Source organism: Armatimonadota bacterium (assembly GCA_018268395.1).
Taxonomy (GTDB): domain Bacteria; phylum Armatimonadota; class Fimbriimonadia; order Fimbriimonadales; family Fimbriimonadaceae; genus JAEURO01.
In genome coordinates, this window is record JAFDWQ010000003.1 from 237,333 (window position 1) to 256,283 (window position 18,951).

The 18,951-nt window shown below is 63.5% G+C and carries 20 protein-coding genes; 10 read left to right on the top strand and 10 right to left on the bottom strand.

Annotated elements, in window-relative coordinates:
* Both JST30_06585 and recG read right to left on the bottom strand, forming a co-directional pair.
* Positions 1-426, bottom strand: coding sequence for a hypothetical protein (locus tag JST30_06585; GenBank protein MBS1713987.1), 426 nt, complete (start codon positions 424-426; stop codon positions 1-3).
* Positions 427-430: 4 nt separating this feature from the next.
* On the bottom strand, positions 431-2,569 hold the full coding sequence (recG, locus tag JST30_06590) for an ATP-dependent DNA helicase RecG (GenBank protein ID MBS1713988.1): 2,139 nt from the start codon (positions 2,567-2,569) through the stop codon (positions 431-433).
* A 70-nt stretch (positions 2,570-2,639) separates the two neighbouring features.
* Here recG and JST30_06595 point away from each other — a divergent pair, with 70 nt between their 5' ends.
* The 9 genes from JST30_06595 to JST30_06635 all read left to right on the top strand — a co-directional run bounded on the left by JST30_06595 (position 2,640) and on the right by JST30_06635 (position 9,166).
* Complete coding sequence (locus JST30_06595; GenBank protein ID MBS1713989.1) at positions 2,640-3,059, top strand: AtpZ/AtpI family protein; 420 nt, start codon at positions 2,640-2,642, stop codon at positions 3,057-3,059.
* Positions 3,056-3,421: a hypothetical protein gene (locus JST30_06600; GenBank protein ID MBS1713990.1), complete on the top strand. Its 366-nt coding sequence runs from the start codon at positions 3,056-3,058 to the stop codon at positions 3,419-3,421. The genes JST30_06595 and JST30_06600 overlap by 4 nt, the downstream gene beginning before the upstream one ends.
* An 18-nt stretch (positions 3,422-3,439) precedes the next feature.
* On the top strand, positions 3,440-4,219 hold the full coding sequence (atpB, locus tag JST30_06605) for a F0F1 ATP synthase subunit A (GenBank protein MBS1713991.1): 780 nt from the start codon (positions 3,440-3,442) through the stop codon (positions 4,217-4,219).
* A gap of 42 nt (positions 4,220-4,261) precedes the next feature.
* Positions 4,262-4,480, top strand: a complete 219-nt coding sequence (atpE, locus tag JST30_06610; protein ID MBS1713992.1) for an ATP synthase F0 subunit C — start codon at positions 4,262-4,264, stop codon at positions 4,478-4,480.
* Between the two features lie 78 nt (positions 4,481-4,558).
* Positions 4,559-5,182, top strand: coding sequence for a F0F1 ATP synthase subunit B (gene atpF / locus JST30_06615; GenBank protein ID MBS1713993.1), 624 nt, complete (start codon positions 4,559-4,561; stop codon positions 5,180-5,182).
* A gap of 3 nt (positions 5,183-5,185) precedes the next feature.
* On the top strand, positions 5,186-5,740 hold the full coding sequence (gene atpH / locus JST30_06620; protein MBS1713994.1) for an ATP synthase F1 subunit delta: 555 nt from the start codon (positions 5,186-5,188) through the stop codon (positions 5,738-5,740).
* A 16-nt stretch (positions 5,741-5,756) separates the two neighbouring features.
* A complete protein-coding gene (locus tag JST30_06625) occupies positions 5,757-7,286 on the top strand; it encodes a F0F1 ATP synthase subunit alpha (GenBank protein MBS1713995.1) in 1,530 nt (509 codons plus the stop codon).
* Between the two features lie 44 nt (positions 7,287-7,330).
* On the top strand, positions 7,331-8,203 hold the full coding sequence (gene atpG, locus JST30_06630; GenBank protein ID MBS1713996.1) for an ATP synthase F1 subunit gamma: 873 nt from the start codon (positions 7,331-7,333) through the stop codon (positions 8,201-8,203).
* A 51-nt stretch (positions 8,204-8,254) separates the two neighbouring features.
* Complete coding sequence (locus JST30_06635; GenBank protein MBS1713997.1) at positions 8,255-9,166, top strand: hypothetical protein; 912 nt, start codon at positions 8,255-8,257, stop codon at positions 9,164-9,166.
* Positions 9,167-9,172: 6 nt separating this feature from the next.
* On the opposite strand, the gene JST30_06640 is transcribed toward JST30_06635, so the two are convergent.
* The 4 genes from JST30_06640 to JST30_06655 are packed head-to-tail and all read right to left on the bottom strand — an operon-like array spanning position 9,173 to position 12,691.
* Positions 9,173-10,855, bottom strand: coding sequence for a diguanylate cyclase (locus tag JST30_06640; GenBank protein MBS1713998.1), 1,683 nt, complete (start codon positions 10,853-10,855; stop codon positions 9,173-9,175).
* A gap of 35 nt (positions 10,856-10,890) precedes the next feature.
* The gene (locus JST30_06645; protein MBS1713999.1) at positions 10,891-11,439 is read right to left on the bottom strand and encodes an acyl-CoA thioesterase; all 549 of its coding nucleotides are present in this window, start codon (positions 11,437-11,439) and stop codon (positions 10,891-10,893) included.
* The gene (locus tag JST30_06650) at positions 11,436-12,230 is read right to left on the bottom strand and encodes a triose-phosphate isomerase (protein MBS1714000.1); all 795 of its coding nucleotides are present in this window, start codon (positions 12,228-12,230) and stop codon (positions 11,436-11,438) included. The genes JST30_06645 and JST30_06650 overlap by 4 nt, the downstream gene beginning before the upstream one ends.
* Positions 12,231-12,232: 2 nt before the next feature.
* Positions 12,233-12,691 (bottom strand): OsmC family protein, encoded by a 459-nt coding sequence (locus JST30_06655; GenBank protein ID MBS1714001.1) that lies wholly within the window; start codon positions 12,689-12,691, stop codon positions 12,233-12,235.
* A 95-nt stretch (positions 12,692-12,786) separates the two neighbouring features.
* On the opposite strand from JST30_06655, the gene JST30_06660 reads away from it, so the two are divergent.
* Entirely contained in the window at positions 12,787-13,158 is a 372-nt protein-coding gene (locus tag JST30_06660; protein ID MBS1714002.1) for a DUF393 domain-containing protein, read from the top strand.
* On the opposite strand, the gene JST30_06665 is transcribed toward JST30_06660, so the two are convergent.
* The 4 genes from JST30_06665 to nhaA form a co-directional block, all read right to left on the bottom strand.
* Positions 13,148-14,599: a glycogen synthase gene (locus JST30_06665; protein MBS1714003.1), complete on the bottom strand. Its 1,452-nt coding sequence runs from the start codon at positions 14,597-14,599 to the stop codon at positions 13,148-13,150. The two genes, JST30_06660 and JST30_06665, sit on opposite strands and share 11 nt — an antisense overlap.
* 115 nt (positions 14,600-14,714) lie before the next feature.
* Positions 14,715-15,893 carry an acetyl-CoA C-acetyltransferase gene (locus tag JST30_06670; protein ID MBS1714004.1) on the bottom strand — a complete coding sequence of 393 codons (1,179 nt, stop codon included), beginning with the start codon at positions 15,891-15,893 and terminating at the stop codon, positions 14,715-14,717.
* 33 nt (positions 15,894-15,926) lie between these two features.
* Positions 15,927-17,591: a murein biosynthesis integral membrane protein MurJ gene (murJ, locus tag JST30_06675; protein MBS1714005.1), complete on the bottom strand. Its 1,665-nt coding sequence runs from the start codon at positions 17,589-17,591 to the stop codon at positions 15,927-15,929.
* 7 nt (positions 17,592-17,598) lie between these two features.
* The gene (gene nhaA, locus JST30_06680; GenBank protein ID MBS1714006.1) at positions 17,599-18,930 is read right to left on the bottom strand and encodes a Na+/H+ antiporter NhaA; all 1,332 of its coding nucleotides are present in this window, start codon (positions 18,928-18,930) and stop codon (positions 17,599-17,601) included.
* Between the last annotated feature and the right edge of the window lie 21 nt (positions 18,931-18,951).

Here is an 18,951-nt window from a genome sequence, read left to right on the forward strand (position 1 = left end):
TTAACGACGTTTCTTGGGCTTTTCGAGGCCGATGCGGTGCATGTGCCCGTCTCCCCGGACGCGGAGGGAGTAATACGCGGCCTCGACCGGCGGCTCGTTCTTGGTCGGCCGCTCCATCGCCGTGCGCTGCAACTCGAACGTCGGCGAGTCCGGATCGGCAAGGGCCCTCGTGCCGAAAGCGAAGCCCGCGTCCTGTTGTGTCTTGGGCCAAGTGCCGTGGGCCGACCGGAACGATCGGATGCTCTCCCGGATCTCGGCCTTTTCGAGCACGGGGCTCGGTCGCCGGAGGTCGTACGGCAACGTCGCGACCCCGATCGCTACCGCCACGAGGGTCAGCACGGCCGTGAGGACGGCCATGTTCCTGGTGTCGGCCCTGCTCCGAAGGGGGATGGCTTCGCTCTGGGGTTCTTCGCCGATGCCGGTCATGTTACTACGACACGGTGACGAGAGCTTCGTCCCGTCTCCTGGCTCGGACTCTTTCGACGACGGAGCGGAACTCGGGCGTCTCCAACCGGGGGTCGGTCTCCAAAGTCCTGACGGCGGCGCGACGGGCGCGCTCCAAAAGCGCGGCGTCTTGAACGAGGTCTGCGATGTGGAGGTCGAGGTCGCCGTGCTGACGGGTGCCCATCAGGTCTCCCGGGCCCCGGATCCGGAGATCTTCCTCTGCGATCCGAAAGCCGTCGGTCGTCTCGCGCAAGACTTCGAGGCGTTGGACGGCTTCCTCGTTCTTACCGTCGGCGATCAGGACGCAGAAGGCTTGCTCCGAACCTCGGCCCACCCGCCCCCGCAACTGATGGAGTTGGGCAAGGCCGAAGCGGTTGGCGTCCTCGATGACCATGACCGAAGCGTTGGGGACATCGACCCCGACCTCGATCACGACCGTGGCCACGAGAATGTCGAGTTCCCTTTTGCGAAAGGCGTCCATCGTCTGCTCCTTTTCGGCCGCCCTCATCTGGCCATGGAGCAGGCCGACCTTCTTGTCCGGGAACTCGGTCTGTGAAAGCCTGTAGTACAGGTCCTCGGCGGCTTGTGCCTCCATCTTCTCGTTGTCGAAGATGACGGGACAGACGAAATAGGCCTGGCGGCCCTCTTCGAGCAGTTTGCGCACCGCTTGGTAAACCTGGGGCCGTTCCGAGGTCTTCTTCCAGTGGGTCTTCACCGGCTTTCTGCCTGGAGGTAGTTCATCGATGACGCTCAGGTCAAGGTCACCGTAGACGGTCATCGTCATGGTCCTTGGGATCGGCGTCGCGGTCATGACGAGGACGTCGGGCGTGCCGTAGCCTTTCGTCCTCAGGGCCAGCCTCTGGAGGACCCCGAAACGGTGCTGTTCATCGATGACGGCGAGTCCGAGCTTTGCGAACTTGACGCCTTCTTGGATGAGGGCGTGTGTGCCGACGCACACTTGGGCTTCTCCGTTCTCGGCCTGTTGCAAGGCTTTGCGCTTCTGCGGTGCGGTCAACTTGCCTGCAAGGAGCACGGTTTTGACGCCGATGGCGTCGAAGAGGCGGTGGAGGTTGATGTAGTGCTGCTCGGCCAGGATCTCGGTCGGGGCCATGAGGGCGGTCTGGTAACCGCACCGGACGGCCGCGAGCATCGCCGCGGCGGCGACGGCGGTCTTTCCGCTCCCGACGTCGCCTTGAACGAGCCTGTTCATCGGAACGGGCCGCTCCATGTCGTCCCAGACTTCCTGGACGACGCGTTTTTGGGCGCCGGTGAGTTCGAACGGCAGCATCCGGGACACTTCGTCGGCCAGGGTCTCCCCCGGTCGGCCCGACTCCGCGAACAGCGTGGTCCCGTGGGCTTCGACGTGGCGCCGACCGATCTCGGAGACAGGAAAACTGATCCCGAGCTCTTGCTGGACTTCAAGGCGCCGCATCTGGAGGGCGAGCTGAAGGTAGTAGAACTCTTCAAAGGCCAGCCTTTGCCGTGCCGCCGTCTGCGAGGCCTCGGACTCCGGGAGGTGCATCTGGCGCAGGCACCAAGGGAGCGGCTTCCAGCCTTCGGCTTTGCGGACGGAGGCGGGAAGGGGGTCTTCGACCTGGTCGGCGAAAAACTCGGCGGCCGACTTCGCCGCACGGCGGACGGCCCGCTGGGGCACGCCTTCGGTCAACGGGTACACGGGCACGATCCGGGCAAAGTCCTCGATGTCCTCGTCTTCGACCGCCTCCCACTCTCCGTTGTGCATTTCGAGGGCGTTCCGGTAACCCTCGCGGACCATGCCGTAGGCGACGACCTGTCGTCCGACCGAAGATTGAAGGTTCTTACTGACCCAAGGCTGGTTGAAGAACGTGAGCGCGACCTCGCCCGTTTTGTCGGCGACGATGCCTTGGATCATCACGCGGCCGCGACCGATGGAGCGCGTACGGACGTCGATGAGCTTGCCGCGGGCCGTACAGTGCTTCCCCGGCTTGAGGTACATGATCGGCGGAATCTCCCTGCGGTCTTCGTAGCGACGGGGCAAGTGCCAAAGCACGTCGCGCACGGTGAGGAGCCCCAACTTTTGCAGGAGCATGGCGTTCTTAGGGCCGACTCCTTTCAGATATTGGACTTCGGTATCGAGGCCGGGCATGGGGCGCGTCGTCTCTCTCTCAAGACGGTCAAGACCGTGTCGTCGGCCCGACCTCTCATAATGGACGATCATGGAGGGTCATGACGCTCCCGGGCCCACTCCTTCCGACGAGGAAGCGAAACTGCGCCGGATCGAAGACGAGCTCGCCAAGGTCGCCGCAGAGACGCGCTTGGCGGAACCCGACCACGACGCCTTCGGCGAGCGGCTGAAGCAGATCGAAAGCCAAGCGCGTTCGGCGAAGACCCAGCACCATAAAGGGACCCCCGAGGGGTCGACCCAGGGGATGTTCACGCCCGAGTCGGGACGGGGCTTGGCGCGGGGCCTCCAGGCAGCGTACGCGATCATCGGCGTCCCGATCGCGGGTTGGGTCGTCGGTTGGCTGATCGACCGCGCGGCGGGGACGGGCGTCACGTGGCAGGGCGTCCTGACGATGTGCGGCGCGGCCTTGGCCGTGCTGTACGTGATCAAAACGTCCTCGGGCCCGTCGTGAAAGAGCCCTCTGGTCGGGTAGTCCCCGTCGCGACGGCCCTCTGCACAGCCCTGATCGTGGGAGCGTTCGCGATCGGAGGGCCGAAAGGAGGCACCGGCGCGCTCCTAGGCGTAGCGGGGACGGCGGTCAGCGTATGGGGGACGTGGACGGGGATCCGGTGGGTCGGCCGCATCATGGCGGACGGCTCGCCCGGTTGGCACGGGGCGGCCGCACCGGTCGCTGCGCTCGTGATCAAGCTGCCTGTGATCCTCGCGGCGATGTGGACGGCGAACCGGATAGGTCCGCCTGCCCCCGCTTGGTTCTTGGCCGGACTCGCGTTGGTATACTCCGCTCTCGTCTGGTGGGCCGTGTCACGGCACTAGCCCACGTCGCGGAATTCCATGAGTGGGCTGATCAATACAGGTCTGACGATGTTCGCCTCTGCCGAAGAGGGGGGCGAGCACGCCGCGCACCACGGTGCCAGCTTCGTCGGCTTGATGGTCTATCTCGCGTTCACGGTCATCGTCCTCCTAGCAATACTCCAGATCGCCAAGAGTGGTTTCAAGGATAAGGTATTCCGAAAGAAGCCGACCTCGTGGTTCGAGCAGGTGTACTTGTTCGTCGAGGGCATGTGCGTGAACATCATCGGCCCGCACGGTCGTAAGTACACGCCCTTCATCATCACGTTCTGGCTGGTGATCTTCGTCGCCAACGCCATCGGCCTGTTCTTCGCGAGCACGCCGACGGCGGACCTCGGGTTCAACCTTGGGATGGCGCTGATCAGCATCGGTTACGTGCAGTGGGAAGGGATGAAGGCCAACGGTGTCGTCGGGCACTTTCGGCACTTCGCCGGCCCGAAGCTCGGCATCGCCATGATCCCGATCACGCTGATGATCTTCGTGATCGAGATCATCTCTGAGGCGATCAAGAACATGTCGCTCAGCCTTCGGCTGTTCGGCAACATCGAAGGCGGGCACCGCGCCGTCGAGGCGATGAACCTTCTCGGTCAAGGCATCTACCTTCCGGTCGGCTTCTTCTTGATGCCGATTAAGGTGCTGACCGTGGTCGTTCAGGCGCTGATCTTCACGCTGCTGACGTGCGTGTACATCTCGTTGGTGACGCACCACGAGGACGACCATGGGGGACACGGTGACCACGGCCACGGGCCCGTCACCGCATAGGACACTTTCGCAAGGACAATCACTGGAGGAAACACTAGGACAATGACTGGTCAAGGACTTGGAATCGGAATCGGCCTCGCGGCGCTTGGCGTCGGCCTGGGCCTCGGGCTCATCGGCTACTCGGCGCTTCAGGGCATGGCCCGCCAGCCCGAAGCCATCGGCAAACTGCAGACGGCGATGCTCATCGCCCTCGCGTTCGTCGAGCTCGTCTTCCTGCTTACGGTCTTCATCGTGCCCGGTTCGATGGGCACGTTCAAGTAAGCGGAGTCCGCGTACGGATTGCCCCGGCCGGGCGTCGCACGGCCGGGGCCACGACCTTATCCCGCACGATTTGAACTGATGAGCGAAACGAAGAAGACGTCCGGCGCCGCGCTGGTCGCGATGGCCGTGATCGGGGCCGTGTTCATGTTCGGGGGCTATTACGTCTCCGTGAACGTCACCCACGGCAACATCAAGGCCTTGGAGGAGATGGGTATCCCGTTCGATCCGGGCAAGACCTTGGCCGCAATCGGTGTCTTCCTCATCCTCTTCAAGGTCATCGACATTTTCTATCTCACGCCGTTGCGCGACGCCATCGATTCGCGGAACAGCAACCTAGAGAACACGTTCAGCGAAGCCGAGAACCTTCGGAACGAGATGACGCAACTCAAGGCCGACTACGAGCGGAGGCTGGCTCAAACGGAAGCCGACGCCCGTGAGAAGATCCAGGCCCAGATCCGGGAAGCCCAGGAGCTCCGTAAGACCCTCATGGCCGAGTCCAGCGCGAAGGCCGACGAAATGGTCAAACGGGCTCAGGAAGAGATCGCCCAGGAACGCGAGCGCGCGCTCACAGGTATCCGGTTGCACGTCGCCAACCTGACGATCCAGGCGACCGAAAAGGTCCTCGGCGAGAACATGGACAACGACCGTAACCGAAAGCTCATCGACGAGTTCTTGGACAAGGCCGAGGTGCCGGCAGGCTAAACCATGACGGACGCACGCGTCGCCAAGCGGTACGCCCGGGCCTTGTTCTCCGCGGCGAAGAAGTTGGGGATCGTCCAGAGCATCGAGGACGACCTGAACCTGATCGGGCACGTCAGTGCGACGAGTCCGGCGTTCCGTGCGTTCCTGAACAACCCGTCCGCGAGCAAGGACACGAAGGGCGAGGTGTTCACCAAAGCATTCGCCGACCGAGTGACGGCGACGACGATGTCGTTCCTGCGCCTCCTGCTCGAAAAGGGGCGCGAGGACTGCCTTGAATTCGTCCGCTTCGCCTACGCCGACCTGAGGCGGGACGACGAGGGCGTGCTCCAGGCCGTATTCTCGACGACGATCGAGCTCTCCGAAGCGGAAAGGCGGAAGCTCGTCGATAAGCTCACCCGAGCAAGCGGAAAGACGATCGAGGCGAAATTCGAGATCGATCCGACCCTCGTGGGAGGCATCCGGGTGGCTTACAACAACTATGTCTTGGACGGAAGCGTCCGGGGCGCGATCGACCGACTGAAGGACCGGCTGATCTACGACGTCCTCAAACAAAACTGACCTTTACGACACGACCATGGCGATCAAACCAGAAGAAATCACGTCGATCCTCGAGCAGGAACTGAAGGCCTTCGAGAAGAAGGTCGACGTCGAGCACGTCGGCACCGTCCTGCAAGTCGCAGACGGCGTCGCGCGCGTCTACGGGCTGCCCGACTGCAAGGTCGGCGAAATGCTCGAGTTCCCGGGCGGCGTCATCGGCCTTGCCTTGAACCTCGAAGAGGATTCGATCGGCGCGGTCTTGATCGGCGATGACACGGAGATCAAGGAAGGCGACCCGGTCAAAGAAACGGGCCGCATCATCGAGATCCCGGTCGGCAAGGCCCTGTTGGGCCGGGTCGTCAACGCTCTCGGCCAACCCGTCGACGAGCAAGGCGTGATCGCTGCGACCGAGAAGAAGCTGATCGAAACGAACGCTCCGGGCGTCGTCGACCGCCAACCGGTCAGCGAGCCGCTTCAAACCGGCATCAAGGCCATCGACGCCATGATCCCGATCGGCCGAGGACAGCGCGAGCTCATTATCGGTGACCGCCAAACGGGCAAGACCGCCATCGCCGTCGACGCGATCCTGAACCAGAAGTACACCCACGAGCCGGGCGAGTCCCCGGTCTACTGCATCTACGTCGCGATCGGCCAAAAGATGGCGAACGTCGCCCGCGTCGTCGAGACGCTCCGAGAGAACGGCGCCCTCGAGTACACCTGCGTGGTCGTCGCGTCGGCCGCCGACTCGAACGCGATGCAGTACCTGGCCCCGTTCGCGGGCGCCTCGATCGGCGAGTGGTTCCGCGACAACGGGATGCACGCTTTGGTGGTCTACGACGACCTGTCCAAGCACGCCGTCGCCTACCGTGCGATGTCGCTGCTCCTTCGGCGGCCCCCGGGACGCGAAGCTTATCCCGGCGACGTCTTCTACCTTCACTCGCGCCTCCTCGAGCGCGCGGCCAAGCTGAGCGACGAGAACGGTGCCGGATCGTTGACCGCGCTCCCCGTCATCGAAACGCAGTCGGGCGACGTTTCGGCGTACATCCCGACCAACGTCATCTCGATCACGGACGGTCAGATCTATCTGGAACCCGACCTCTTCTTTGCGGGCGTCCGACCGGCGATCAACGTCGGTATCTCGGTCAGCCGCGTCGGGGGCAACGCCCAGATCAAGGCGATGAAGCAGGTCGCGGGCAAGTTGAAGCTCGAAATGGCGCAGTTCCGCGAAGTGCAGGCGTTCGCCCAGTTCGCAAGCGACCTGGACCGTGCGACACAGCTCCAGTTGATGCGCGGCCAGCGCTTGACCGAACTGCTCAAACAGGGCCTGGCTTCGCCGTACAGCGTCACCGACCAGATCATCGCCGTCTATTCCGGTACGTCCGGCATCATGGACGAGGTCCCGAACGATCAGGTCGGTGCCTTTGAAAAGGTGATCTTGGCCTACGTCAAGGAGAAGTATCCGGACGTGGTCGAGGAGATTTCCGCGACAAAGGCGATCTCGGAAGGAGCGATGGCCAAGCTCGACAGCGCGTTCAAGGAGGCGCTGGCCTCGTTCCAGAAGGCCTAGACCGAGGGCCGCATTTGGCGAACCCCTAGGACACACCACCGCTCATGGCCACCCTCAAGCAGATCCGTCAACGCATCCGGACCAGCAAGAACATCCAGCAGATCACGCGTGCGATGAAGCTGGTCGCCGCCGCGCGGTTGAACCGCGCGAAGATGCGCGTCGAGGAAGCGAGGCCGTACAGCGAGAAGATGCGCGAGTTCATGCAGTCGGTCGGAGGGGCCGGCGAACTGCCCAACCACCCCCTGCTCGAGAAGCGCCCGGTCAAGCGGACCTTACTGCTCTTGATCACGGCGGAAAGAGGCTTGGCAGGATCCTATAACACGCTCTTGATCCGTCGGGCGGGCGACTTCCTCAGAGGCGTCGAAGGAGACGTCAGCATTCTTGGCGTGGGCAAGAAGGGCACGACCTTCTTCGGAAAGAGGGGCTACGATGTCGTCGACACGATCACCGTTCCGACCGCCGGCGCCGGACTGAACGACGCCCAGGCCGTCACTGAACGGATCCGGGCCCTCTACGAGTCCGGCGAGTACGACGCCGTGTTCGTCTGTTACTCCAAGTTCTACTCGCCGATCCGGCAAGTGCCGCAGGTCGTCCAGTTGCTTCCGATCGAGCCGCCCCAGAGCGACGACGCGGACGCCGAAACCTCCCACGGAACGGGCGAATTCAAGTTCGAGCCTGCAGCGGACGAACTGCTCGGATACCTTTTGCCCAAGTACCTGCTGACGGTCATTTACCAAGCGATGCTGGAATCGTCCGCGTCCGAACACGGTGCTCGCATGACGGCGATGACGTCGGCGACCGACAACGCGGGCAAGATGATCGCAGGTCTGACTCTAGCCGCCAACCGGTCCCGCCAAGCCGGCATCACGAAAGAAATCCTCGAGATCGTCGGTGGCGCGGAAGCGCTCAAGGCTTAAAGGCGGGCTCCCAAACGCCGATCATCGGCCACGTTCAAGTATCGTGGAGCGATGTTGGCCGTGCCGATCGTCTTGGCCCTGACCCTCGCTTCGGACCCCCTTTCAGCGCTAGAGGCCAAAGCTGACGGCCTCAAGAGCGCCGGCAGGGAGAAGACGTACGCGATCCGTCGGGAGATCGGCGAAGGCGTCCGTAAGCTGGTCTCACAGGACAAGCTGAAGTCTGGGGAGGACTTCCGCCGTGCGGCCAAGGTCTGGCCCGCCTTGGATAACGAGTTCGAAGACGCCCGGATCCGGTATGAACTGGTCTTGGTCGCCGTCGCGTTGGACGATCGCCCGGCGCGGGACTTGATCCGACCGAACTGGGACTCACTGATGGCGGCACAGGGTCGTCCCCAACGGTTCGGGACCGTACTCGAAGCCCCTGACTTGCCGCGCCAGCCCTTCGATCCCGTACCGAAAGGGGTCGAGGCGGCCTATCGAGGCGTACCTTCGACGTCTACGGCCGACGACAAGGAAGTCCAAGCCATCGTCGACGCCGATCAGGCCGCCCGCCAAGGCGACTTCACGAAGATGACGGTCAAGCAGATCGAGGAGATGGTGGAGGGCGACCGCAAACGGCTCGCACGGATCAAGGAGATCGTCACCGGGCCGACCCTCCAGACCGCGAACGACTTCTTCAACGCGGCCCTGACGATGCAGCACGGATCCACGGTCCTGGACATCGTCATGGCCCATGAACTGGCGGTTTCGTCGGTCCTCAGGGGGGATACGAAGTCGGCGCGGTGGTTGGCCGCCGCCAGCTACGACCGTATGCTCCGGTACGGCGGTCACCGCCAACGGTTCGCCACCCAGTACGACATGGAGGGCCTCCAGCGGGTGGACACGGACGGGATCAACGACCGCATGCGGCAAGCGATGAAGTGTCCCACCCTGGCCCAGGCGAAGAAGAGGGTCCTGCGCTGAAGGGCGTCACGCCGCACGAGGCTCGAGCTCCGAATGCGCCGTCACACGGTTCCGGCCCTTCTCCTTGCTCCTGTAAAGGGCCCGGTCCGCTTCGGACACGAGTTCGGCCGGGCTGGCCGTCGTTCGGAGCAGCTCGCTGACACCGAAGCTTGCGGTGACGGGACGGTACGGCCATTCGTGTCGCTCCAAGGCCGAGCGCAGCCGTTCAGCGGCGACCAATGCCTCGGCTTCGGTCGTTTCCGGAAGAATGACGACGAACTCTTCGCCGCCATACCGCGCGACGACGTCCCCTGGGCGCGAATTCGATTCGAGGACTTTGGCGACCCTGGTCAGAATCTCGTCGCCGGCCTGGTGCCCAAAGTCGTCGTTGAACATTTTGAAGCGGTCGACGTCGATCAGGAGGATGGAAAGCGGCTGGAAACGGCGCTGAGACCGGTCGAAATGGTCGTTAAGGAAACTTTGGAACGTCCGATGGTTCCGGAGACCGGTCAAGCCGTCGGTCGTAGCCAGGGCTTCTAACCTCTCGTTCGCGATCTCCAGTTCGAACCGTTGCTCTTCGAGGCGGACGTTCATGTCCTGGATGATTCGGAGCTGCTCTTCGAGGATCCGTGTCGCCTGCTTCCGTTCGGTCTGGTCCACGCAAGAGATCAGGACGCCGGTGATCGATCCGTTCAAGGCTTTGATCGGAAAGGCACGGGTCAACACGTCGATGGTCTTTCCGTGGAGCGTCTTGGCCGTCCATTCGATCTCGTTCTGAGAATCGTCCTGAAGCGCAGCCTCGATCCCCTGCAACATGAGGGAAGCGTCCTCGCTGACCGGGAGGACGGTCAGAACGTTCTGAAGGTAGACGCTGGACGACGGGTGTCCGAAGAGGGTCGTCGCGGCTCGGTTCCAGTCGAAGATCGTGCCGTCCGCACCGACGGAGACACATGCGACCGGCAGGCCCTGGAAGAGTTCCTCGAATCGGAACGAGGCATGGCGGAGAAGGTCGTTGGCGCCTTCGGCTTCCGAGATGGCCCGGGACAGTTGGTCTTCGTACTCCGCGTTCTGGCGGGCCAGCTCTTGCAGTTCGTCCCGTACGTGGCGGAGCGACTCGACGCGGTCCAGAAGCCTTCGCTTCGCGTCTTCCGCCTCTGTCAACGACCCCTGCAACGACCGGACAGCCCGCCTCCCGGCTTCGAAACCGATGAAGCAGACGAAAGCCACGACGGCCGCGCACAGGAGCCCTTGCGTCTGCAGGGCTTGGGTCTGTGCTTCCGACACGTCGTGCGTCGCCTCGGACACAAGTTGCGAAGACAAGGAGAACGCTTCGGCCGCCCGCTCCCTGACGACCGTTTCGGGGACGCCGAGCCGAACGTCGGCCGTCTTCGCCTTGAGAAACGTCCAAAGCCGGGCCGTCTCCGGGCTTTTGACGTCACCACCGGACGCCCCTTGGACGGCAGCCAGGTCTTCGAGCTGTTCCCGGTAAAGGTCGGCCTGTCCCGGCCGGCCCAGAGCCAAGGAGCGCAGGAGGTCGTGGTGTCGCTCGACGCCGACCAAAACCTTCAGCGCGTCCGACGGCCTCTGAGACGAGTCGGCAAAGGCGAGCGGGATCCAGACGAGGCCGACACCGGCCACGACCGCCCACACGACGACGGCCCACGGGGCCGCGGTCCCCTCCCTCTGCCCGTTCCTAGGAACCAGACCCACCTGACTTGAATTTTCGGTCTGCTTGGAGCCCGTCTTTATTCAGCGAGGAGTCTGTCGAGTTCGCTGTCCGGTGCTTTTTCCAGGTATTCGCGGGTTTCAAGAAGCTCGATCTGACGTTTTTGCCGGACCTCACGGCGGAAGCGGCCTTCTAAGAACCGCACCTTTTCCTCTCGGGTCTCGCAGACCAACCGGGGGACGGGGCTGGGTTTGCCGTCCTTCAGTGCGACCATCGTGACCCTGGCCGTGTTCGTGTGGCGCGACGTGCCGGTCCGAAGGTTTGTGGACTCGACGTCGATCGTGACTTCCATCGAAGTGCGCCCGACGTAGCTGATGCGGCCTGTGAGGGTGACAAGCTCACCGATTTCGATCGGATCGTGGAAGTCGACCCGGTCGAAGGAGGCCGTGACGCTGACGAGCCCGCAAAACTTTTGTGCGGTCGCGCTCGCGCATAGGTCGATCAGGGCCAAGAGGGAACCGCCGAAGACCTTCCCAAGGAAGTTGGCGTCGTTCGGGGTCATGATCTGCGCAAGCTGGGTCGTCGTTTCGCTGACCCTTCTGACCGTCGTTCCGGGAGAGGCGTTCATTTCGCGCTGATGACGATCCGGGCGAAGCCGTCAGGATCCAGCGACGCACCGCCGACAAGCCCGCCGTCGATGTCCGGTTTGGAGAAAAGCTCGTCAGAGTTGTCAGGTTTGACGCTGCCGCCGTAGAGGACCCGTACGGAATCTGCGACTTCGGCTTCTGACAGGTTGCCGAGGACCGACCGGACAAACCCGCAGACGCGGTCAGCCTCGTCGGCCGCACACGTTTGGCCCGTGCCGATGGCCCAGACGGGCTCATAAGCGACGACCAGCCCGTACAGTTCGGCCGCTTCGATGCCTTCGAGGGCACCCCTGAGCTGGCCTTCGATGACGGCTTCGGTGCGACCCGCTTCCCGTTCGGCGAGCGTTTCGCCGACGCAGAGGACCGGAGTGACGGCGTGGTAGAGCAACGCCTTGATCTTCAGGTTGACGGTCTCATCGGTCTCGGCGAAGAACGGGACCGTCGATTCCGGCACTTCCGTCTTTCCGAACCGGCCGCGTGTTTCGGAATGGCCGACGAGGCAATAGTCCACGCAGAGATCGGACAGCATTTTCGGGCTGATGCGGCCCGTGAACGCCCCCTCTTCCTTCCAGAAGACGTCTTGAGCTCCGACCTTGACCACGGAGTTCTTCGTGAGCTCCTTGACCTTGGGAATGGACAGGTACGGAGGACAGACGACGACGTCGACGTTCGCCCTGGCAGGTATGGCCGGGATCAGGGACTCGATCATGGCCGTCGCCTGAGGGACGGTCATGTTCATTTTCCAGTTGCCTGCGACCAGCCTGGTCCTCATGTTCAGACCCGCGTGACGGTCGGTTCGACGACGATCTGGACCTTGTCGCGAACGGCGTTCGTGACGATGCAGTAGGCGTCGGCCTTATGGGCCATGTCTTCGGCCATCTTGACCTGGTCGTCCGTCGCATCGGCACCGAGCCGGATCGTCGGCCTTACGGTGATCTTCTTGTACGTGAACTGGGGGCCGTTCTCCTCGACTTCCCCGATGGCCGAGACCTCCATGCCAGAGTAGGGAAGTTTTCGGTTCACGGCGATGATCCCGAACGTGATCGAATAGCATGCGGCCAGGCTCGCTGTCAGCAGCTCTTCGGGGTTCGTCCCCGTTCCTTCGGAGCCCCCGAACTCGGGCGGAACGGACAACGGGACGCCGACTGCCGACCTGTCTGCCGTGACTTTTCCGGAACCGTCGCGACCTCCGCTCCAACTTAGGGTCACGGGATATTCGTGGACCTTGGACATGCCGGCATTCTACTCGGGCCAGACTGAACGTGGGCCGCGCCCTCGGCCCTATCGTGCCGCGCGTCCGTGCTTACAATGCGTCATAAGGAACGGGAATGACCTGGAAGCTCTACTACGACGGCGAGTGCAACCTTTGCCACGGGTCGCAGCTCCAGGTCGTCAAATGGGCTGCGAAAGCAGGCCAGCAGGTCGAAACCGAAGTCCTTCAGTCGCCGGAAGCGGCCGAAAAGGGTTACTCGGGCGACGAGATGGTCCTCGAGGCGGACGGCGTTTACAGAGCGGCCGACGCTTGGATCCGGCTGATGAGGGTCGCACCTTGGTACCTGCGTTGGATCGGCATCGTCGGAACGGTCCCTGGCGTCCGACAACTCTTGGCCCTCGGCTATCGCATCGTGGCCCGGTACAGAAAGAAGTGGTTCGGAGTCCGCGCGTGCCCCCTTCCGCCGCGTCCGACGGTCAAAAAGTAGCCGCTTGGACCGGATACTGCGTCGCCCGCGAACGGACGGCGTTCTCGTACAAACCGACGTATTCGACCGCACTTTTGCCCCAACCGTAGTCGCCTTCCATGCACCGGAGGACGAACCGGTCCCAGTCCGGGCTCCGATAGGCGCGGACGGCTCTGTGGACCGCGTCCAAGAAGGGGCCGGAGTCCCGGTCGGTGAACACGAACCCGTTCTCGCCTTCGAAAACGGTGTCGGCCAGTCCGCCCGTGCGCCGGACGACGGGGACCGATCCGTACCGCATGGCGAACATTTGGCCGAGGCCGCACGGTTCGAACGAACTGGGCATAAGGAAAACGTCGATCCCGGCGTAGACCCGCTGGGCCAAGTCCGCGTCATAGGCTTCGACGAGCTTGAACCTGCCCGGGTGGGCCGCCTGGAACGCCCGGAATTCGGCCGCCATTTGCCGGTCGCCGATAGCGAGCATGACAAGGCTCGCCCCTGTCTCCAGGATGGCCGGGAGTGAGGCCAAGATGAGGTCGAAGCCCTTTTGACTGCTCAATCGCGAGACGACTCCCAGGACAGGGGCGTCCGAAGGCGCGTCGATCCCGAGTTCACGGCAGAGAGATTCCCGGCACAAGCCCTTACCGGTCAGGTCGTGTGAGGAAAAGTGATGGTCGATTCGAGGATCGGTCGAGGGATCGTGCCGCTCGACGTCGATCCCGTTCAGGATTCCGGACAGCCGGGCATGGGACGCCAAGTGCCTCATGACCCCCCAAAGCCCACAGCCGTACTCCTCCGTTTGGATCTCATGGCCGTACGTCGGACTGACGGTGTTGACCTGGTCGGCATAGACGCACCCTGCCTTCAAGAAATTCACGCCTCCCCAACACTCGAGACGGTCCATGTCGAAACTGCTCCAAGGAAGTCCTGCCGCTTCGACCGTATCCGGCCCGAACTGGCCCTGGTAGGCCAGGTTGTGCAGTGTGAACACGCTCGCCGTCGACTCCCAGCCGGTCTTTTCCCTCAGGAACACGGGCAAGAACCCGGTGTGCCAGTCGTTCGCATGGACGACGTCCGGGCGCCAGTTCAACCTTCTGCAAGCTTCGAGGGCCGCTTGAGCGTAGAACAGGTAGGCGTCCCTTCCCGGTGAGTAGACCTCTTCGCTCTTCGAGACGGAACCGAAGAAGTGGTCCCCTTCGATCAGCCAAACGGTCAAGCCGTCATGGACGACCTCGTAGACGTCGGCGAGCACGGCCTGTCTGGGGTTCAGTCCCACCGGGATCTGGGTGGCGATCTTGACGGCTCTCCACCGAGGGTCGTTCACGACCATCCCGTAGGCCGGCATGACGACACGGACGTCGTGTCCGAGCTGACCGAGGGCCTTAGGAAGCGAACCGGCGACATCGGCAAGTCCGCCGACTTTTGCGAACGGCTCGACTTCGACAGAGGCAAGGAGGATCTTCACGATGGGGGTAAGAGGATTATCGGACGCAAGTGAGGTCGGGGTCAGACAGGCCTTGTCCCGACGCCCGTCCGCTTCGGGCCGGGCGTCGGGTCGTTCGCTGGGAGCGGAACGATCGTCAGAGGGCTTGCACCAGGACTGCGGTGGCCTCGCCGCCGCCGATGCAGGGCGTCGCGACCGCGTACTGTCCGCCCCTGCGCCGGAGTTCGTGGAGGGCGGTCAAGACCAGCCGCGTGCCGGTCATGCCGATCGGATGCCCGAGAGAAACGGCGCCGCCGTTGACGTTCAGTTTGTCCGATCCGATGCCGACCTCTTTCGCGGAATGCATGGCGACAACGGAAAAGGCCTCGTTGACCTCGAACAGGTCGATGTCGGAGACGCTCAGACCCGCCTTGTCAAGGAGCTTTTTGATCGCGGACGCGGGCGCGGTCGTGAACCATTGCGGGTCTTGGGCGAACTGAGTGTAGGCGACGATTTTTCCGATAGGCCTCCAGCCCTTGGCCGAGGCCTTGTCGGACGAGCAAAGGACCATGGCCGCCGCCCCGTCGTCGATGGAGCTGGCGTTTCCCGCCGTGGTCACGCCCTCCTTGTCGAACGCCGGCCTGAGCTCGGGAAGTTTTGCGATATTGCCGCGTTTCGGCTCTTCGTCTTCACGGACGACCACAGGGTCGCCCTTACGTTGCGGAATGGACACTGGGACGATCTCTTCGGCCAACCGGCCCTCGTCTTGCGCGGCCAGAGCCCGCCGGTACGATTCGGCGGCGTAAGCGTCGACCTCTTCTCGGGAAAAGGCGTTGTCGCGGGCGCAGAGGTCGCCGCAGTTGCCCATATGGACGTTGCTGTACGGATCCCAAAGTCCGTCATGGATCATGAGGTCCAGGGCTTGTGCGTGTCCCATTCGGAAGCCTGCCCGGGCCGTCGGCATGGCATAGGGCGCGTTCGTCATCGACTCCATCCCGCCCGCCACGACGACGTCAGCGTCGCCGCACCGGACCGCTTGGGCGGCCATCATGACCGTCTTCATCCCGCTTCCGCAGACCTTGTTGACGGTCGTGCAGGGCACCGAGTCGGGGATGCCGGCTCCACGGCTGGCTTGGCGTGCCGGCGCCTGACCGATGGCCGCGCTCAAGACGTTGCCCATCAGGACTTCGTCGACGTCTCCCGGTTGGACTCCGGCTCGTTCCAGTGCGGCCTTGATCGCGACCGATCCGAGTTGGGGGGCGGTGAGACTGGAAAACGCACCTTGAAAGGCGCCGATCGGAGTACGGACTCCGGACAAGACGACGACGTCGCTCATGGCGCTAGGGTACCGGGTCGGATCGGCCCTTCCTCAGGCGACCGGGCCTTGCGGATCGGACGGTGCATCCGGCTCGTCGGAACCTGGACTCTTGCGCTTTTTGTCGAGCTTGGCCATGGCCCGGTCGACGTACGCCGTCTCGGGCATCTGCATCCTGCGCGTGACCGCGATATAGACCCAGCATCCAGCCAGCCCCAGGACGACGAATCCGGCGCCGAAGACGGGCTTGGACAGGTTCGCCCCAAGCATCCAGCGCATCACGGACCAGCAAGGGACCGCCATGACGGCCGCGGCGATGAAGCATTTACCGAGGGTCGTCAGGATGCCGGACATGTCCAAGTCACCGGTGTGGCGTGAAATGGTCGTAAGGAGCACGGTCGCGAGGACGACGGCCGCGACCGACCCTGCCAGCGGGAGTCCGAGATGGGCCAGGGGCGTTTTGGTCAGCAATGTGCAAAGAACGAGGAACACGGCCGTCGTGACCGTGCTGACGACGATCGGCCAAAGCGTCTGCTGGACCGCGAAGAAGGCCCGCATCAGGATCGGCTGCACGCACCAGGCCGCGACGCCGAACGAGAGGAGTTGCAGGATCGGTGCCGTCCTCGCGGTCTCGACCTCAGTGAACCGACCGTGTTCCAGCAGGATCTTGATCACACCTTCAGGCATGGCGATCAAAAGCGCCGAGACGGGGACCGTGATGTAGAGGACGGTCCGTAGCGATCGTGAGAGTTGGTCGCGATAGGCGTCCATCCGCCCGGTCGCATAGAACTGCGAAAGGGCGGGGAACGCTGCGATCGCGAAGGACTGGCCGAAGACGGCCAAAGGGGCTTGCATGATGCGGTCCGCGTTGTCGAGCGCGGTCGGCATGCCCGCGCCATAGAACGAACCGAAGTACTGCATCACCAGCCCGAAGACGGCGGGAAGCGACAGTCCGAACACCACGGGCAACATGAGCCGGAACACCTTTCGGACCCCGGGGTGCTTGGTATCGAACGTGACCTTGAACATGCCCCCGAGCTTTCGGATCGCGAACAGCGGAAGGACGACGTTGCCGAGGAACGCTCCCGCCAAGGCCCCCCAAGACATCCCTGCCACCTTGGGGGACACGAAGTGGGACAGCACGACCGCGCCAAAGATGATGCCGAGGTTGTAGAGGTTGGGGCCGAGCCCCGGAACGGTGAAAACCTGACGGGCGTAGAGCGTCCCGAACATCAGTCCCCCGACGAAGAACGCCAGTTGGGCGGGAAGAACGATCCGGCTGAGGTCGGAGGCCGTCTGCCACGTCGCAGGACTTCCGGGTACGAGAAGTTGAAGGAGCGGATAGGCGAACACCCAGGCCAGCACGATAAAGACGGTGATGATCACCGACATCCAGCTCGTGACCGAGCTGAAGACGTGCCAGGCTTCCGATTCCCGACCCGTGTGGAGGTACTCGCTGAACACCGGGATGAACGCGGAACTCAGAGCGCCTCCGGCGATCAAAAAGAACAGGACGTCTGGGACTGCGAAGGACTGTCGGTACGCGTCGGTCAGGACCGTCTGACCGAACATGGCGGCGACGATCGTGTTTCGGAGCAACCCGAGGACGCGGCTCAGAAAGAGGCTGAGCACCATGATGCCGCTCGCCTTTCCGAAGTCGGGCTTGGGAGGAGTCGGCGCGCTCACAGTCGGGTTCTCGGTGCCGGTGACGACCGGCAACGGTCCATTATGACTTTTGCGTCCTCGGTCGACCGAGCCTGGCCCGGATCAAGGCGTAACCCAAGACGCCCGAGACCATCGACGCTGCCAGGACGGCGGCTTTGGCTGTCTCGAGCCTTGCGGGGTCCGGGAAGGCGAGCCCGCTGATGAAGACCGCCATCGTGAAGCCGATGCCGCCGAGAAACCCCGCACCGATGAGGTGTCGGGGCAAGACGCCATCGGGCCATGAGGCGAGTCCCGCCTTCAGGACGACGAACGAAAAACCGACGATGCCGAGCGGTTTGCCGACGATGAGGCCGAGCGCGATCCCGACAGCCATCGGGTCCGTCGGTAGTTTGGACAGAGAGGCACCGTCGACGGGAATTCCGCTATTGGCGAAGGCGAAGACAGGGACGATCAGGAACGCCACCCAAGGATGGGCGCCGTGGATGAGGCGTTGGAGAGGCGACGTGACACGTTCGATGGACCGCTCGAGGGAGTGGAGCCTGGCTTGTTGGTCTTCGCTCAAGCTTCGCGAGCCTTCCGGAGCCTCCTCAAAACCGTCGAGGTTGGTCAGGGCCCGTTCACGGAACGCCCGTGCATCGATGCGTGAGGCTGCGGGGACGGTAAAGGCGGTCAGGATCCCCGCGACCGTAGAATGGACGCCGCTGTGGTGCATGAACCACCACATCACGGCTCCGCCAGCCAGATAAACGAGCAGGTTCCTCACACCGAGCACGTTCGCAACGATCAACCCGCCGAAGACCAGCAGGCTTCCCGTCAACATTTGGACATCAAGGCCGTGCGAATACGTGAACGCGATGACGCCCACGGCGCCGATGTCGTCGACGATGGCCAGGGCGGCCAAAAAGACTTTCAGCCCGTACGGCGCACGCCTTCCCAACAGTGCAAGGACCCCAAGGGCGAACGCGATATCGGTCGCCATGGGAACGCCCCACCCGGCCGCTGCCGGGCCTGCCGGGTTCAAAATCCTGTACAACAGGGCCGGAACGACCATTCCTCCCAGGGCGGCCACGAACGGAAGGACGGCCTGTTTCGGACTCGAGAGTTCGCCGCTGACCAATTCGCGTTTGATCTCGAGACCGACGACCAGGAAAAAGACGGCCATCAGACCGTCGTTGACAAGGCCGTGGACGTCGAGCGCGTCCCGGAAACGGCCGAAGACCACCGAGACGTCTTGGGCGAGCCAGGATTCGACGGTAGAGCGGAGTTCGGTGTTCGCGACGATCAGGGCGGCCACGGTTGCGGCGAAGAGGACGATGCCGCCGCTGGCCTCCCGGGAGGCGAACTCCTGGAACGGCCTCATCACGAGTTCGATCGGCGTGCGTCGGGTCTTCATGTCCGGTACGGCCCGGTTGCG

Excerpts from the sequence above, each read along its gene's own strand:
- recG (MBS1713988.1), bottom strand. The coding sequence starts at position 2,569 with ATGCCCGGCCTCGATACCGAAGTCCAATATCTGAAAGGAGTCGGCCCT.
- atpB (MBS1713991.1), top strand. The coding sequence starts at position 3,440 with ATGAGTGGGCTGATCAATACAGGTCTGACGATGTTCGCCTCTGCCGAA.
- atpG (MBS1713996.1), top strand. The coding sequence starts at position 7,331 with ATGGCCACCCTCAAGCAGATCCGTCAACGCATCCGGACCAGCAAGAAC.
- JST30_06585 (MBS1713987.1), bottom strand. The coding sequence starts at position 426 with ATGACCGGCATCGGCGAAGAACCCCAGAGCGAAGCCATCCCCCTTCGG.
- JST30_06655 (MBS1714001.1), bottom strand. The coding sequence starts at position 12,691 with ATGTCCAAGGTCCACGAATATCCCGTGACCCTAAGTTGGAGCGGAGGT.
- nhaA (MBS1714006.1), bottom strand. The coding sequence starts at position 18,930 with ATGAAGACCCGACGCACGCCGATCGAACTCGTGATGAGGCCGTTCCAG.
- JST30_06645 (MBS1713999.1), bottom strand. The coding sequence starts at position 11,439 with ATGAACGCCTCTCCCGGAACGACGGTCAGAAGGGTCAGCGAAACGACG.
- atpH (MBS1713994.1), top strand. The coding sequence starts at position 5,186 with ATGACGGACGCACGCGTCGCCAAGCGGTACGCCCGGGCCTTGTTCTCC.
- atpE (MBS1713992.1), top strand. The coding sequence starts at position 4,262 with ATGACTGGTCAAGGACTTGGAATCGGAATCGGCCTCGCGGCGCTTGGC.
- JST30_06670 (MBS1714004.1), bottom strand. The coding sequence starts at position 15,893 with ATGAGCGACGTCGTCGTCTTGTCCGGAGTCCGTACTCCGATCGGCGCC.
- JST30_06660 (MBS1714002.1), top strand. The coding sequence starts at position 12,787 with ATGACCTGGAAGCTCTACTACGACGGCGAGTGCAACCTTTGCCACGGG.
- JST30_06650 (MBS1714000.1), bottom strand. The coding sequence starts at position 12,230 with ATGAGGACCAGGCTGGTCGCAGGCAACTGGAAAATGAACATGACCGTC.
- JST30_06635 (MBS1713997.1), top strand. The coding sequence starts at position 8,255 with ATGTTGGCCGTGCCGATCGTCTTGGCCCTGACCCTCGCTTCGGACCCC.
- JST30_06625 (MBS1713995.1), top strand. The coding sequence starts at position 5,757 with ATGGCGATCAAACCAGAAGAAATCACGTCGATCCTCGAGCAGGAACTG.
- JST30_06595 (MBS1713989.1), top strand. The coding sequence starts at position 2,640 with ATGGAGGGTCATGACGCTCCCGGGCCCACTCCTTCCGACGAGGAAGCG.
- atpF (MBS1713993.1), top strand. The coding sequence starts at position 4,559 with ATGAGCGAAACGAAGAAGACGTCCGGCGCCGCGCTGGTCGCGATGGCC.